The organism is Paenibacillus rhizophilus (genome assembly GCF_003854965.1).
Lineage (GTDB): Bacteria > Bacillota > Bacilli > Paenibacillales > Paenibacillaceae > Paenibacillus_AQ > Paenibacillus_AQ rhizophilus.
Genome location: NZ_RQPI01000014.1, coordinates 76,433 through 92,647, shown reverse-complemented (window position 1 = coordinate 92,647; position 16,215 = coordinate 76,433). Strand labels below are relative to the sequence as shown.

Below are 16,215 nucleotides of genomic sequence, written 5' to 3'. Positions count from 1 at the left end.
GCCGGTTGAATACCGGGAGCAAGGCGCCCATGTTCTGTTTAAAAGTTAATCCGCCAGCATCGGCAGCCACTGTCTTAATTCATCCATGCTCGCAGGCCGGCTGTACCGGGCGATTTCAAACGGTTCGGCATAACGGACTTCGGCCGCGCGCTTCTCCCCGTACCATTGCTCCAAAGCGGGAATCATTCTCTGTGAAACATAGAAGGTCTCTGACCATCCTTCCAATAAATACTGTTTCTTGTCTTCCCACTCCACAGGAAGCTGATCCAAATTGCCCCGGTGCCACGCCGGGGATTCATAAAACTGCGTGGCATGCGCGTCGCAAGCGCGCAATTTCTTCTCAATTGTATGCTCGACATCAATGACGATATCGGCCCGGTAATCGTGAATCATCGTCGTGTCGGGCATTAACAGAACCAAAGGCCGGTCGGTCAGGGCGGGTTCATCCGGCAAATAGCCGCGAACCGACGTGAATGGCACCGCGTCGCTGACGATTAGTCCCGTATACCGGTTGTCGGGACTGATTCCGCCCTCCGGGTGGAAGGTGATCACTATATCCGCTTTCCATCTGCGGATTTGCCGGATCACTTCGTTTCGGAAAGGCAGTGTCGGCTCGATCGTCCCGTCCGACGTGTCCAATACTTCATATTCCTCAATTCCAAGGCAGTCCGCAGCGGCCTGGGCCTCTAGTTTACGGCGCCGCGCAAGCTCCTCCCCGCGCTGTTCATAATGGCCGCAATCGCCATTGGTCAGCGAGAGGAACTTGACTTTATGTCCTCTTTCCGCAAACAAAGCGGCGGTGCCGCCTGCATACATATCCGCTTCATCCGGATGGGCGCCGATCACGATCACCCGAATCTGTCGTTCAAGTTCCATATCTGCTTCTCCTTCCAGCTGATGGCCTGAATGATATTAATCTACCCGGCAGACATCGGCAGCGGTTTCCCGCGGGAGGCCGATCTTCCGGCAGATTTCGTCGATGTGCCGCCGGGACGATTCGATCCACTGGACCGCCTCGGCGTATTCGAACGGTTCCGCGTTCAGCTGCTTCCAGGATTTGACCTCACCCGTGCGGATGCGTTCCGTGTAGTCGCGTGCAAGTTCAAAATAGGCGGCGAACTCTTCGCGCGAAAGGTCGGGGTGCCCCGCGATCCACTCCGGGTCGTAAAGCTCGATCAGATGAGGCTCGCCCGGGATGATGCCCCATTCCGAACGGGGCACGTCGTTCTCGAAGGTGAGATTGAGGCCGGGGTTATATTTGTTCAGCTCTTGAAGCACGGCCGGGAAATCGACGAGACCGGCCCCGCAGTGAACCGCCTTCTGGCAAGCACCGCCTTCGACAAGCTCGACATAAGCGTCCTTCAGATGCGTCTGGCGCACAAACGGAGCGATCCGCTTGGCGGCCATGACCGGGTGCTCGCCCCGGATAAGCACGTTGGCCGTATCGAAGACGATGCCGATTACATCATCGCCGACCGCTTCAATGAGACGGAGGATTTCAAACGTGGTGATCTCCTCATGGGTTTCAAGGTTCAGATGAATGCCGAGATCAAGGGCAATAGGCTTCAGCTTCAGCAGGAAGCGGCGCGTTGCCTCCAGTTGGTCCTCCCAGGATACGTCCGTACGGAATCGGTCTGTGCCGAACCGTCCCTTGTAGGGTTTCGCGCCTGCGGTGGAAATCCACAGTTCGTTAATGCCGAACTCCGCGCAGGACTCCATCATCCGCCGGAACCCGAGCAGCGTATCCCCGCCGCCGATTGCCCGCACCTCGGGCGTCTCGGGAAGAGCGTAGGGATTTACCTTTCCCAGCCCGGCCTCCAGATAGAGTCCTAGCTCGTTGGCGCGCTGCCTGACCTCGCGGATGATTCCTCTGTCGAGTTCCGGACTTACATCCAGGATGGTGCGGAAGAACACGCCCTCCATACCGAGGCTCTTGGCGTGGTCGAGCGAGCTGATCGGCCCTCTGGATTTCGCCTCGGGTATTTTTCTGCCGTCAATTCCAATACGCATGGATACTAACCTGCCTTTCTTTTATATGTGGACTAGGAAATTGGGAATATGCCGCGCGGGAACTTCGACGCCCAGGAAGCCCCGTCGCTGCCGACAACAGCCACATCGCCCGCAACCACATGTCCAAGGTCGGGCAGTGTGAAGTTCGGGTGCACTTCATAGACCTGGTTCTCCATCACGAGCGGAGATTCTAAGTCGAATGATTTGTCGCGATCTGCGTAGAGAAACGGCGCAATGCCGGGATCGACGTAGCTGCAGCTCATCGCATGGCATGCCTGGAAGCGGAACGGGTCTGTCGCGCGGGTGTACGGGCAGTATTCGTCGATCATGGATTCCAGCACGTCGCTGATGGCATGGACCGGGGTTCCCGGAACCATCTTGGCGAGCGCGGCGTCCTGCATGGCGATAATGGCGGCCGCCGTTTCCTTAAGCCTCGCCGAAGGCTCTTTGAACGTTCCGATGCGCAGCACCTGGGAGAAGTACCCGTCGAGACATATGGTAGCGCCGATCTGGAAGCGGGAATCCGGGCCGAGCGTTTCCGTAAGCTCGAACAGTTCAAACATGGTCTCGGCCGGGCGCTCGCCTATGGCGATCCAGCACACCGATAAATCGGCGCCGAGCCGCCGGCCGAAATATTCAACGTCCGCCATAATATCGGCCCCGGTCACGCCTTTGATCGCCGCGATGCCCATGGCGTGGGCGACAAGCTTGTCCGCAAGCGCGGTCGCTTTCCGGTGCTTCTCGGCCTCGAACGGCGTCCGCTCCAGGCGCTGCTTGTTGAGGATCGTGTTGCCGTCCGCAACCTCATACGGCGATAACAGAGCGCGGAATTCCTTGGCCCTCCCCGCCGTAAGATCGAATTCGCCCGCCTGGGCGATGAATTTGCCGCGCGGGACCGCCGAAGCCAGCGCTTCCTTGGCCGTTCCAAACAGGTTGTTCGTCTTGACCACCTGTCCATCCTCACTGAAGAACCTAATAAACCCCCGGGCTCTGTTCTTGTCGCTTGTGATCAGCACTGGCATACCTTCAGCCGGGACAATGAGAATCGCGTCAGAGTTTTGCGGCATCCAGCTCGTCAGGTATCTTACGGTGCCGCCGCTTTCTCCGGCGCCGTTCCCATAAACCACCAAAGCGGCGATGCCGTTCGCGGCAAGGCTGGCTTTCAGAATGGCCATCCTTCTGGCCGTCTCGTTAGCAGGCATAATCATTTATAACTCTCTCCTTTACTATCTTTTCAGATGTGTCATCCCGCCCTCGGACTTAATGAGCCGGGGCCGGAATTGGCGCCGGCCCCGTTCATCAAGTCTTGTTATTTCAGCGTAGCGTTGTAGACTTCCAGCAATTTGTCCACGCCTTTGGCATGAATTTCTTTCACGTAGCTGTCCCATTCCTGATCGATGGACACTTTTCCATACACGAACTGTTCTTGCATCTTGGCGTAGTAGTCGTTGACGCCCGCGATCAGCAGGCTTTCCTCGTCCTTCTGATCGGTGTTCATCTTCGGCACCTTGGCTGCCGGCGTAAACCAGTTGTTCTTATTGGCCTCTTCGGTATACTTCTCGAAATCATCGTTGCCGAGAATCGTCGCGAACCATTTGAACGGCCACACCAGGGTGAAGGAGCCGTTGGCCGATCCGATATCCCACAGCGCTTTATTCAGGTTCTCCGACTGCTTCATTTTATCCGTGAAATCTTTCTTGCCGTCTTCTTTTACAACGTACGTATCCCCTTCGATTCCCCATGTCAGCAGGTCGATTCCTTCATCGCTGTACAGGTAGTCGGCGAACTTCAGCAGGTCTTCAAAATAAGGCTTGTCCGCGGCGCTTGCCGGAATGACGGTGCCGCGATCGATACGGGTGCCCGCAAGAGCCTTTTGTCCGGCCGGACCGGCGATCGGCGGGAGCATAGCCATCTTGAATTCCGGACCGGTGTTCTTCTTGCCCAGCAGATTGATATTGCTGATTTCCTCGCCGTTCCAGAAGAAATAGAACATGCTCTTGCTGGTTGAGAGCTTTTGATGCATCTGATCGTAATTGGAAGTGAACAATTCGGGATCGGCCAAGCCATCCTTAATCAGCCGGTTTAAATACGTCACATACTTCTTGTAGTTTTCGCTGGTGTACACATATTCGTATTGACCGGTTTGCTCGTTGAAGATAAAGCCTTTATAGCTCGGTTCAATTCCCCAGGCGGCGCCCCACATGCTTCGCAGATCGTCTGCGCTTGTGCCCGTAAACGGATAGCTGCCCGGATTCATGTCCTTCATTTTTTTGAGCACCGCATAGAGTTCTTCCGTGTTCGTCGGCGCTTTTAGACCGTATTTTTCAAGCAAGTCCGTCCGGATCATCGGCGAGCGGTTATAGCTTGCTGACTGGGTCAAGAAGGGAAGCACATACAGCTTTCCGTCCGGAGACTTCCAGTTTTCCAGCTCGTCCTCCATCTTGAATTCCTCAATCCGTTTCTTGAGGTTCGGCAATTTGTCCATGTAATCGCTAATCGGGAGAAGAACGCCGGTGCCTCCAAGCTCAAGCACATTGGACTGGTTGATATTCGTAACCATATCGGGAATCTTATCCGAGCTGAGTACGATCTTCGCTTTGCTCTGGTAATCCGATTCCGGCACGATCTGCAGGTCCAGCTTCACATTGGTGCGTGCTTGAAGCTCCTTATACACGGGCCAGTCCTTGTTGAACGGGGACCCCGATTCGGCATATAGCATGGTCAGGGTTGCCGGTCCGCTGTCTTTGGCCCTGTCCGCGCTACCGGTTTTATTGGCGCTGTCGCCGCAAGCCGCAAGCGGGATGGCTACCAGCAGGGAAAGAGCGGTAAGTCTCGACCATACGCCGAACCTTTTAATTGACATTTTCTCCATAAATCATCATGCCTCCTATTGGAATTATCCTTTAACCGCTCCGAGCAGAACGCCTTTGGTGAAATGCTTCTGGACGAATGGAATGACGCAAAAAATGGGCAATGTTGTCGCCATGATGGCAGCGGATTTCAACGAAGCCGTCGACAGCTTCTCCAGGTTGGTTCCCGTAAGTGAACCGTTCACCAGATTGGCTCCGTCCAGAATATTCCGGACAATCAGCATGATCGGGTACTTGTCTGGACTGTTCAAATAAATCAAGGAATTGAACCAGTTGTTCCAATACATAACGACCAGGAACAGGATCATGGTGGCCATGATTGTCTTGGACAACGGAAGAACGATCCTAAACAAAATCTGAATCGGATTCAAACCGTCTATTAACGCGGACTCCTCAAGATTATCCGGAAAACTCTGAAAGAAATTAATCATGATCATTAGAAAATATGGCGTGATGCACAAAGGCAGCACGATGGCCCCCAGCGTATCCAGCAGCCCCAGCCCTTTTACCAGCATATAGGTCGGAATCAGGCCTCCATTGAAAAACATGGTCAGCATGATCAGCCAGATCATCACTTTCCGCCCTTTGATGGGCTTGGACAACGGATAGGCGCAAATGGTCATCATGAAGATGCTGATTAGGGTTCCGACTGCCGTCTGTACAATAGCGTTCCAGAAGCCGCCCAGAATACTTGGGTGTTGAAAAATAAACTTGTAGGCCTCCATATTCATCCCAATGGGAAGAAACTTGACTTTGCCGCTCGTGTTCGCAGCCGAATCGCTGAAAGAAACGGCCAGCAGATGAAGAAAAGGCAGAGTGACACCGAAGATGACCAAGGCCATAAATAGAAAGTTGATCACCGAGAACACACGGAATTCCATTGTTTTTCGATAATGCATGAAAGGCGCTCCTTCCCGGGAGGAATTAATAGAGTGAGTAACGGGTAACCTTTTTGGAAAGGTAGTTGGCTATTATGACGATTACAAGCCCCAGAACTCCGCTAAACAACCCGACAGCCGTCGCATAGCTGTAATTGCTGCTTTCCAGCCCAATCCGGTAAACGAATGTTTCAATAACGTCGCTTACCTGGGAATTGCTTGGCGTATACATCAGCAGCACCTTTTCAAACGCAACACTCATTAATTGCCCAAGCGATAAAATATAGACGACGGTGATTGTAGGCATAATTTGCGGTATGGTGACATGAATGATTTGCTTCAGACGCCCCGCGCCGTCCACTTCCGCAGCTTCATAGAGCTGGGGATCGATAGAAGAGATAGCGGCGAAGAAGATGATGGAGTTCCATCCGGTATACTGCCAGACTTCCGAGGAAATATACAGGGAGCGAAACCATCCGGGTTCATTCATGAAGAAGATCGGATCAATCCCAATCATTTCCAGCCCCTTGTTGATCAGGCCGTAGGTTGGCGAGAGCAGCTCCTTCATTAAGCCGATTACGACGACGATCGAGATGAAATTGGGGAAATAAGAGATCGTCTGGACCGCGCTGCGAAGCTTGCCCGATTTAATTTCATTGACGAGCAGGGCGAACAGAATGGCAACCGGAACCGTAATGAGCAGATGATAGAAGCTCAGAAGCCAGGTGTTTTTAAAGGCCACCCAAAAATTAGGATCGCCAAGAAAAAGTTTGAAGTATTTCAAACCCACCCATTCTTTGCCGTAGATGGACCCGCCGGGAACATACCTGCGAAAAGCCAGCACGTTTCCAATGATAGGACCGTAACGGAAGACAACAAAATACAAGACCGGAAGGATTAGAAGGATATAGTAATGAATATTTCTTCTAAAATAGACTCCTAAACTTATACGCCTCATTCCTTTCTGTTTGATGACCAAGCTTTTCTTTTCCTTCGCTATGGTGTTTTCCATTTGCGATCATCCCCTTTCTTGGCTGCTGCCCACACCCTTATTAAAAGCTACGAGGATATCCCGGCGAAACAGACACTTTCGACATGATGTCACAAAACTTGACCTGATTGAGCGATTTTCGAGTGTACAAAAATGATTTATGTCTCATTCCTAGCCTATATGCGTCATATTATGTCACATTTTGTTGACAGATCAATCTTTTTGGAGACATAATATAACCTAACTTATCTTCAGGGGGTAGACATTACAGATGCTGAAGATTACGCGTTCACTCATGAAGGGGGCTTTTCGGAGTTTACTGTACCGTTTTTTCTTTTTCTTCCTCGTCGTCTCTCTGCTGATTCAATTGATCAATCTGATCACGTATCGGGTCAATTTATGGTATTTTGAATCCGAGCTGGAGCAGAATTACAACAAATCTCTTTCCAATATTGCGGACGGCCTGAATAACGTGTTTACGGGGATCTACAATTCCAATTATCTTCTTTCTTTGGATGCGGACGTCATGCAGCTGTTCTCTTCCAGTTTCAATGTGGACCATCCGTCCCAATATGCTATTGTGTCACAGACCATCCATTCCCTGAGCCGAATTAGCCGTATGGGCGAATATGTGGACAGCGTTTTTATTTATAAGAAGAAAGACAATCTCATCATCAGCGATCAGGGAACCTATTCCGCCACAGATTTTTTTGGCAGGAAAAACGCACTCGAACAATACCCGAAGCCATTTTGGGAGAATTACGGGTCGCAGAGCCGGCCGTTTCAGATTCTCCCGCCTTCCAGGTCGAGTTCACGGAACGGCGCGTATATCCTCCCGATTGTTCAGACGGCCATTGCCGAATACCGGTCCAATGATTTGTATGTGATCAATCTCAAGGTTGATCCGATTATCGAGTCGCTCGCAAGCTCCAAGCTGACCCCGAACAGTATGCTTTTTATCGTGGATGATAGTCAGCAGCTTATCGCGTCCACTGAAATGAACGAGCCCAGGGAAGACATTCGGGATTTCGTCAATCAGTTCCAGTCTTCCGGCTCGCCCGTTTTGAGAACAACAGTGGGGGAAAAGGACATGCTTGCGATTCAAATGAGCACCCGTTTTGTTTTTAAAAACTTGAACATGATTGCCCTGGTACCCGTCTCGGACATTCGCGACAGCATGAAACACGTGAAGTATTGGGGAGTTACACTGTCTTTGATCGCGCTTGTGCTGTCGGTTCTTCTGTCTTTCCTGTTCAGTAGGAAGCTGTATGCGCCGATTCAATCGCTCATCGTTAAAATATCGCCGTCCCCGGAGCCGGCTGCCGACGAATATAAGGTGCTGGACCGGGAGTTTCACCGGATGATGGACAATATGGACCTGTTGAACAACAGCCTGACCTCGATTTCGCCGCTCGCTTTGGAGCAATGGGTCGTTCGGATGCTGCGGTTTAACCGGATTCCCGACGAACAAGGCATCAGCTCTTTTCTGGAGAAATGCGGAATCACATTCAAGCACGATTATTTCGCGGCGGCGCTGATCCGGACCAAATTCACGAAAGCCTTCTATATGGATTACAGCAGCGCTGAGCAGAATACGTATTATGACAAAATGGCAAGCCTTCTCAAGGCGAATACGCTGGCGGGATATCAGAGCATTCTGGTGGAAATCGAATCGAATGTGTTCTGTCTGCTTGTCAATCTTCCGAGGGATGCGGATCGGCGGGAGCTTTCGGATTATTTTGAGGGTCTGTTCAGCCTGTTCCGCCATGACGAAATCATGCATGATTTGTTTATTGGCATGGGTAATATTCATCAGGGCTTTGACGGGCTTCAGGAGTCTTACTTGGAAGCGATGAAAGCGATGTGGAGGCTGTCGCCGTTCGAGGATAAGCGGCTGCATTATTATCAGAAGGAAGATGAAGAGTCTGTAATCATCTTGCTTAATACAAATGACGATAAAAAAATATTCAACCTGCTCGCGTCCGTTAAACGGGAAGAGCTGTTTGAACTGCTGGACAAGGTTATTCGGAATCATGTTGCGATGGGGCTGAGCGATTTTACGATTAAAGAGCTGTATATGCATCTCTTCGTGATCGGTTCGCAGGTGTTGAAGCATAAAGACAAGACGCTGCCCGAGGCAACGTACCGGGAATATATCCGCATGATCCTGTCCGAGCACCCGATTTCGGTTGAAGGCATGACGGAATTCATTTACGGCTATTTCAATAAAATCATGGACACCATCGAGCCGCAGGCAGGCAAGCTGGAGTCTCTGGCCTTCAAGCCTTTCATCGACGCCAATTATCAGGAGGATATTCATCTGGAGTTTCTGGCCGACAAGTTCCATACGACGCCGAACTATATGTCCCGCCTGCTGAAGAAGGAGCTCGGCAAACCGTTTAATCAATATTTGCAGGAGCTGCGGATTCAGAAGGCGAAGGAGCTGCTGGCGAACTCCACGATGCTGATTCAAGATATTTGGGCTTCGGTCGGATTTAATAACCGGAATACCTTTATTCGCGCTTTCCGAAAAAGCGAGGGGATATCTCCGATGGAATACCGTCTCCAGCATGCGCCGAACCCGGAAGACGCCGGACTAAGGGAGACGGAGGGCGAATAGGGGGAGAGTGATTCGGAAAAAAGAAGCGGGGAAGCTTGCGGGCTTCTGAGGGCCTGTGAATCAAAACAACAGACTGCTCTTTAAGCGGAAATAGCCGCTTAAGGGGCAGTCTGTTGTTGTTTGCGCGTCCGGCCGGGGGATATAAAGCTTAGGCGCCCATGCCGCTATCGGGGTTAGGTACCCGTACAGCTATCGCGGCGCGGGCCCCTCCCGGCTCCTTCCGTCTACTGCCGACAGAATGACGCCGGCGGGTTGTCTTCGGCGACGCGGCTTTCGGTTAACCTCGCGTGCGGGAGAGGGCGGGCCGTCCCTCCACATAGTCGGCGTAATACGCCGCATACTTCTCGAGCTGTTCGTCGGTCACTTCGCGAATTCCGCCCACAGCAAAGGGCGGCAGGTAGATCATTCCGGCCAGATTGGCGGTCTGCTGGAACGGCCGCAGCAGCTCGCTGTAAGAGTAATTATGGAAGCCTCCGGCTTGGTACATGCTCTCCGCGCCGCCCGATGAGATGGCAATGAGGAGTTCCTTGCCATTCAGCTTATCGCCGCCTCTGCCGTGCGCGAAGCCGAGCTCAAATACTTCATCCATCCATTTCTTCAGCAAGGAAGGCGAGCTGTACCAGAACAACGGGAATTGAAACACGATACGGTCATGAGACGTGAGCAGCGCCTGCTCGCGGGCGACGTCGATCTTTTCGTCCGGATAAGTCTCGTACAGCCGGTGAATGGTAACGTTGCCTCTTCGTTCAAGCTCGGCCGCGAGCCGTTTATTAATCCGGGATGACTCCAAATCCGGATGCGCAACGATCACGAGCGTTGCGGCGCTGCCGGACGGGGTGGAACGGTTGGACATGAGAACAACTCCTTTTTTTGGATGTTGATAATTCGAGAAATGTCGATTTGTTGGTTAAAAATAAAAAGATTCAGTTACAAATCTCGAATTATCGATTTATTTTATATATAAAAACTGAATTCAACGGTTTGAATCCAGTCCTTATGACTTAAAGGTCGTGCTGAATGTAGGAAGCAATTTCTTTGATTGCCTCTTCATCTCTTCTATAATATGTCCATTTGCCCAGCCGAGTCGCATGTACGAGTCCAGCCCGCTGCAGAACGGATAAATATTGAGATGTAGTCGATTGGGTCATATTCAGTTTCGATGTAATCTGGCTGACGCATACCCCAACCTCGATAAGATCTACGCCTCCCTGGGGGCCAAAATGGGCTTTCGGATCTTTTAACCAATCCAAGATTTGAAGACGCGCTTCATTAGACAGTGCCTTGAATACTTCAATGGGGTCAATTGGCTTCATGTAACCATTATATCGACGTTTTGCGATATGTCAACGGCTATGCCAACACAGATATTTTGTTCCACTTATTGACAATGGAAAAATAAGGACATATACTGTGTATATAGATATATACAGTAATCACACATAATCACTTGATTAAAGCGAGGTTAACCTTCATGCAAACATGGAAAGATTCCTGGTTTATGCTCCGGGGGGATTTGCGGGGCGACAAAATAAGGCTGATGTTCACCGCTTTGTTCACTATCGTCGCTATGACCTATCTGGGGGGACTGATGGGACTGCTCATCAATGATTCGGCGGAGACCCATCAGCGAAGCGTGTTGCCCGACTATTTGCTGCTGGCGATGATTCCATCCCTCGGCTATGCGTATTCCCGCCGTGCGATCAAGTCTTGGAGCGAGGATTCTTATACGAAAATGCTGGCGTACCTGCGAAGCCTGCCCATCCCGCTGAATGCCGTCTTGTGCAAAAGAAAGCTGCAATCGGTCATGTGCTTCGCGCTGAACGGCGTATTGTTCTTTGGGCTGGTCTACGCGCTCGCCGGCCATCTCAGAGCTTCCATTTCTCCGCTCGGGTATGTCGTGTTTTCTTTTACCTGGATCGGCTATGGATTGGCAGTAACGGGTTTGTTCATTTTTATCGAGTTTCTATACAGCGGAAAAGCCTATTTTTGGCTGCTTCTGCTGATCATGCTCGTTTCCTTTGGAGTTGCTATGCTGGTCGAATTTACCGGAGGCAACCTGCTGTTCTACAGCCTCGCCTGCTCGAAGGAATGGGGGCTACTGTCTCCCCTGATGTGGGGAACGCTGCTTGCGGGCACGGTGTCCGTGCAGCTGTTCTCCAGATGGACGATTCACAGATTGAAGAGCCGGGACCTTGTATGATGGCGGGGGACGGATTGGCCGGCGGGCGGGAAGGCGGTGTAAGCATTGTGGATTCCTATACAAATTGATGACAAAAGCGCGGAGCCGCTGTACCACCAGATTGAGACGCAGCTACGGTCGCTGATTATAAGCGGTAATCTTGCGGAAGGGACGCTGCTGCCCTCGATCCGGGAATTTGCGGGGGATTTGAAATGCAGCGTGATTACGGTCCGCCGGGTGTATCAGGATCTGGAGGGCGAAGGACTGCTGCGGACGCGGCAGGGAACCGGAACCTTTGTCTCCCATGTCGGAGACGGGGCGAGAGAGGAGTTCAGGCGGGAGACGGTCCGCAAAGCGCTGGAGGCGGCGGTGGATGCCGGGCGTTCCGTTCAGTTCGGCCGCGAGGAGCTGGAGGAGCTTTTTCGGGAAATGGTAAAGCGCAAATACGGGGAAGAGGATAATAAGGGGGAGTGAGGCATGGTTCGACTGGCGGTGGAGATGCGGAATGTGATCAAGAAAAGGCGCTCCAAAACGATAGGACCGATCAACCTGGAGCTGCCGGAGGGGCATATCATCGCGCTTGTGGGGCAGAACGGTTCGGGAAAAAGCACGCTTCTTAGCATGCTGCTGAAGCTGGCGCTTCCGGAAGAAGGGACCATAAGCTGGTTCGGGAAGAGCGCCGAAGGCGAGCTCCCGATGGAGATCCGGCGGAGCATCGGCTATGTGCCGGAATCCCCGATTCATGAGGAGAGCCACTGGACACCTGAAGAGGCAGCTTGCTTTCGCAGCCGATGGTACCCGGACTGGAATCCGGCGTATTTTGAGGCGCTGCTAGAGCAATTCGAAGTGCCGCGGGGAGTAAGGCTCGGTAAAATGTCCAAAGGCGAGCGCCGCAAATTCGAAATCGCCGCCGTTCTTGCCGCCGGACCTAAGCTGCTCTTGCTCGACGAGCCTTCGTCGGGGCTGGACCCTTTTGCATGGCGGATCATGATCGAGACGTTCCAGCGCTATATGGATGAGCGGGAGGCCACGATCATCATTTCCACGCATATTGTTGAGGAGGTGCGCCGGCTGGCCGACTACATCGTCCTGCTGCATAAGGGGGAACTGCTCGGCATGGCCGAAAAAGACGAGCTGCTTGGAACATGGAGCGAAGTCTGGGTCAGCGCGGCGGATGAAACGGAACTCGCGGAGCTTGCGGCCGAGGTTCCGGAGGCGCTGGAGCTGAAGATGCAGACCCCGGGTATGGCAAGGGTGATTACCTCGCGGATGCAAGATTTGGAGAAACGCTTTTCAGATTTGGGCGTAAAGATGATCAAGAAACGCAGCCTGGATTTGGAAGAGATTTTGAGTTTGTGGACCATGGGACACCGTCCCGAACTTACCGATTCAAAGAGAGGAGATTAGAGAATGGAAGCACTAAAGCTGGAAAGGGTAGTAAAGCAGTACGGCGACAAAACCGCGGTGAACGGAATCAGCCTCGGGGTGGAGCGGGGAGAGATTTACGGGCTGCTCGGGGCCAACGGTGCTGGCAAGACGACGACCATGCGTATGGTGCTCGGCCTAATCTATCCCGACGAGGGGAGCATCCGGTACAACGGCAAGCCGTTCAGCAGCGAGCTTCAGGCCATTATGGGCTATCTGCCCGAAGAGCGGGGGCTGTATCCGAAAGTAAAGGTCAGCGAGCAGATTAACTATCTGGCGCGTCTGCGCGGAATGTCCGCAAGCGATGCCGACAAGAGTCTGCGGTACTGGCTGGACCGCTTTGACGTGCCGGACTACTATAACAAGAAGATCGAGGAGCTCTCTAAAGGCAATCAGCAAAAAATGGGCTTCATCGCCGCCGTTGTACATAAGCCGCAGATCCTGATTCTCGATGAAGCCTTCAGCGGCCTTGATCCGGTCAATGTCGAGCTGCTGAAAGATACGGTTCGGGAGCTTCGCGACCAGGGAACGAGCATCTTGTTCTCCACGCACCGGATGGAGCATGTCGAGGAGTTGTGCCGCCATATCACCATTCTGGACCGCTCCAATACGGTCGTGCAGGGCGACCTTCGCGAGATCAAGCAGGGCTATCCGCGGGAAGAGGTGCTGCTGCGGACGCCTGGCGAGGTGACCGGGCTTGACGCCATTCTGGGCGTGACCGCCGTGGAACGCCAGGAGCGGGGCTATCTCGTTCGCATTACCGAGATCGGCGCCGCCCAGCGCATTCTGAAAGCGGCGCTGGAGCAGGGCGAAGTGGAGCATTTTGAAATCAAGGAACCGACGTTAAACCAAATTTTTATCAGAGCGGTGGGTGAATCTCATGAATAAAATGGGCACGATTATTGGATTCACGTTCAAGAACAAAGCGAGAACGAAATCCTTCCTGATCACGACGTTGATTATGGTAGTGCTGCTGAGCATCGGAATGAATATCCCTTATTTTATTAAAGTGTTCAAAGGCGAGGACGGAAACGGCGCTCAAAGCTCGGCCGTTCACATCGCCGTCATTGCGGAGAACGGCAGCGCCGCCGCGCAGCTTCTTCAGGCTTACGCCAAGCAGCCCGGCGTGGACGCGACCGTCACCCCGTATCCCGCCGCCGATGATGCCGGCTTGAAACAGGCCCTTTCGGACGGCAAAGTGGACGGATATCTCACCTTTACGGAGCAGAGCGGAGCCGGGCTCGGATCGGTCGTCTTCCATATGGCGGACGATAGTGCCAAGGCGAAGAGCTTCCTGCAGTCCGCGCTCCAGCAGGTCAACGCGCAGCTCATCGCGGGCGACCGGCTGACGCCGCAGCAGATCGCGGCCATGAATGCGCCGGTGCCGCTTGGCACCGAGAAGATCACCGCGGACGGGGAAGCGGCACAGGATAAATCCCATCCGTTGATCAACTATGTCATTGTCTACATTTTGCTGATTCTGTTCTTTATGTCGATTATGATGACCGGCAATATGATCGCTGCGGAGGTCACCTCGGAGAAAAGCTCGCGCATCATGGAGATTCTGATTACAAGCGCCTCGCCGCTTGCGCAAATGTTCGGCAAGGTCATCGGCATTTTCCTGGTCGGTCTGCTGCAAATCGCCATTATCGCGGCCGCCATCGCCGCCAACCTGATGCTGCCGCATAATTCGGGCGTTCTGAAGGATTTCAATCTTGACCTTGGACAGCTGAGCGTCAGCCTGCTGCTGTACGGAATCGTCCTTTATATTCTCGGCTATTTCATGTTCGCCCTGATGTATGCCGCCGTTGGCTCCATCGTCAGCCGCACCGAGGACCTCGGGCAGGCCGCGATGCCGGTCATGATGCTCGGCTTCGTGAATTTCTACGTTCCGCTGTTCAGCATTTCGACCCCGAACACCCTGCTGATCAAGGTCACAAGCTTTATCCCGTTCACATCGCCCCTCAGCATGCTGCTCCGGATCGGCGTCGGCGATGTAGCCGCATGGGAAATTATCCTGTCGCTGCTGCTTCTGCTCGTTACGATCTTCGGCCTGGGCTGGCTGGCCGCGAAGATTTACCGCACCGGCGTGCTGATGTACGGCAAGCGCCCGAGCATCAAGGAGCTGCGCAAAGCGATGAAGGCTTATAAGATTTAAGCGGGTGACTGATTAGTGAGTAACCATTATAGTTAAGACTGTTTTATATGATAACTGAGACAGGTTTACAAAATGACGATTTCCAACCCTTGAAACACCGGAAGTGCTGATGTATCAAGGGTTTATTCTTTTTAAGGATCGAATGAAGGGTGACATTGTTATTACGTAGTGGATTCATAGTCATACTAAAAAATATTCAATTATAAATCAGATAAATCGTTGTTTTGTAAGGAGTGGAAATAATGAATACAAAGCAACAACAAAATTTAGGAATACTGTTTACAGCCTCTTTTTTTTCGCTAACAGCGAGTCGAATTATTCATTCTAACGGGAGTAATGTGATGGATTTCGCGTAAGGGCTTCTAACTGGTATGGGCATTGTGGGTATGGTACTGACCATCATAACCTTTGGCAGATATAATAAGCGCAGTCATTAAGAACAGGTTCTGTAGCAGGCTCATCCGCGATTGAAGTAGGTGTCAGCAGAAAATAAAAGTATTAGACTGAAATACCGTCAGACTCCATAAAATAAGTTTTAGATTGACCCTAAAAATTGAAACAGCGACAGAAAAGGACGAGAAAATAAAGTCCTAGACTGTCGCTGTTTCATTGAATTAACGTTTCCCATTAGAATTAACGATAAATTTGAACAAACCACATTGCAACGATTGTTAGTGGATTTTCAATTTTGGTCTTCATTTTTGTTATCCCTTCAGTTGTTGTTTTTATCTGGAGTTTCGCATAACGTTCTTGTATTCACGATGCCGAGAGGCTTAAGGTCACGAAGTGACCGACTACGCTTACGTAGTTAGCCTCGTAGGTGTGTCCGCCTGAAACTGCTTCCCCGAATTGCCTGGGGCGGACCGAGAGCCGAATTCTCATCAATTACTGAAAAAGAGTTAGGTACAAACGATTGTCTAAATCTATTTAGTGCGATTGGCTCAACTTTTGTTTATGAATTTACTTCGAACAGTAATCCGTCCAGCAACATCATCTTTTTCGAAAATCTGGATCAGTATTTAGAATTTTGTGAGCAAATAGATTGGATAAATAGCGTTGAGATTAATCTTAATGTCCATCGCTC

At 51.9% G+C, this 16,215-nt stretch carries 14 protein-coding genes; 6 read left to right on the top strand and 8 right to left on the bottom strand.

Annotation, left to right across the window (positions count from 1 at the left end; genetic code table 11):
* Positions 1-45 precede the first annotated feature (45 nt).
* The 6 genes from EH198_RS19545 to EH198_RS19520 all read right to left on the bottom strand — a co-directional run bounded on the left by EH198_RS19545 (position 46) and on the right by EH198_RS19520 (position 6,770).
* On the bottom strand, positions 46-876 hold the full coding sequence (locus EH198_RS19545; protein ID WP_124697197.1) for a PIG-L deacetylase family protein: 831 nt from the start codon (positions 874-876) through the stop codon (positions 46-48).
* 36 nt (positions 877-912) lie between these two features.
* Positions 913-2,010: a sugar phosphate isomerase/epimerase family protein gene (locus EH198_RS19540; protein ID WP_124697196.1), complete on the bottom strand. Its 1,098-nt coding sequence runs from the start codon at positions 2,008-2,010 to the stop codon at positions 913-915.
* A gap of 32 nt (positions 2,011-2,042) precedes the next feature.
* Complete coding sequence (locus EH198_RS19535) at positions 2,043-3,218, bottom strand: M24 family metallopeptidase (protein ID WP_124697195.1); 1,176 nt, start codon at positions 3,216-3,218, stop codon at positions 2,043-2,045.
* Positions 3,219-3,319: 101 nt separating this feature from the next.
* Complete coding sequence (locus EH198_RS19530) at positions 3,320-4,882, bottom strand: extracellular solute-binding protein (protein WP_124697194.1); 1,563 nt, start codon at positions 4,880-4,882, stop codon at positions 3,320-3,322.
* 24 nt (positions 4,883-4,906) lie between these two features.
* On the bottom strand, positions 4,907-5,779 hold the full coding sequence (locus EH198_RS19525) for a carbohydrate ABC transporter permease (protein ID WP_124697193.1): 873 nt from the start codon (positions 5,777-5,779) through the stop codon (positions 4,907-4,909).
* A 25-nt stretch (positions 5,780-5,804) separates the two neighbouring features.
* The gene (locus EH198_RS19520) at positions 5,805-6,770 is read right to left on the bottom strand and encodes an ABC transporter permease (protein ID WP_246014454.1); all 966 of its coding nucleotides are present in this window, start codon (positions 6,768-6,770) and stop codon (positions 5,805-5,807) included.
* A gap of 250 nt (positions 6,771-7,020) precedes the next feature.
* On the opposite strand from EH198_RS19520, the gene EH198_RS19515 reads away from it, so the two are divergent.
* Positions 7,021-9,369, top strand: coding sequence for a helix-turn-helix domain-containing protein (locus tag EH198_RS19515; RefSeq protein WP_124697192.1), 2,349 nt, complete (start codon positions 7,021-7,023; stop codon positions 9,367-9,369).
* A gap of 277 nt (positions 9,370-9,646) precedes the next feature.
* Here the strand turns inward: EH198_RS19515 and EH198_RS19510 are convergent, their stop codons facing one another.
* Positions 9,647-10,222, bottom strand: a complete 576-nt coding sequence (locus EH198_RS19510) for an NAD(P)H-dependent oxidoreductase (protein ID WP_124697191.1) — start codon at positions 10,220-10,222, stop codon at positions 9,647-9,649.
* A gap of 148 nt (positions 10,223-10,370) precedes the next feature.
* Positions 10,371-10,673, bottom strand: coding sequence for an ArsR/SmtB family transcription factor (locus EH198_RS19505; RefSeq protein ID WP_124697228.1), 303 nt, complete (start codon positions 10,671-10,673; stop codon positions 10,371-10,373).
* A 167-nt stretch (positions 10,674-10,840) separates the two neighbouring features.
* Between EH198_RS19505 and EH198_RS19500 the strand changes: the two genes are divergently transcribed.
* From EH198_RS19500 to EH198_RS19480, 5 genes are read left to right on the top strand one after another with little or no spacing between them, the layout of a single operon-like run.
* Positions 10,841-11,569, top strand: coding sequence for a hypothetical protein (locus EH198_RS19500; RefSeq protein WP_124697190.1), 729 nt, complete (start codon positions 10,841-10,843; stop codon positions 11,567-11,569).
* Positions 11,570-11,614: 45 nt separating this feature from the next.
* Positions 11,615-12,022: a GntR family transcriptional regulator gene (locus EH198_RS19495; protein WP_124697189.1), complete on the top strand. Its 408-nt coding sequence runs from the start codon at positions 11,615-11,617 to the stop codon at positions 12,020-12,022.
* 3 nt (positions 12,023-12,025) lie between these two features.
* Positions 12,026-12,955: an ATP-binding cassette domain-containing protein gene (locus EH198_RS19490; RefSeq protein ID WP_124697188.1), complete on the top strand. Its 930-nt coding sequence runs from the start codon at positions 12,026-12,028 to the stop codon at positions 12,953-12,955.
* Positions 12,956-12,958: 3 nt separating this feature from the next.
* The gene (locus EH198_RS19485) at positions 12,959-13,861 is read left to right on the top strand and encodes an ABC transporter ATP-binding protein (RefSeq protein WP_124697187.1); all 903 of its coding nucleotides are present in this window, start codon (positions 12,959-12,961) and stop codon (positions 13,859-13,861) included.
* Positions 13,854-15,131 (top strand): ABC transporter permease, encoded by a 1,278-nt coding sequence (locus tag EH198_RS19480; protein WP_124697186.1) that lies wholly within the window; start codon positions 13,854-13,856, stop codon positions 15,129-15,131. Before EH198_RS19485 ends, EH198_RS19480 begins: the two co-directional genes overlap by 8 nt.
* The last annotated feature ends 1,084 nt before the right edge of the window (positions 15,132-16,215 follow it).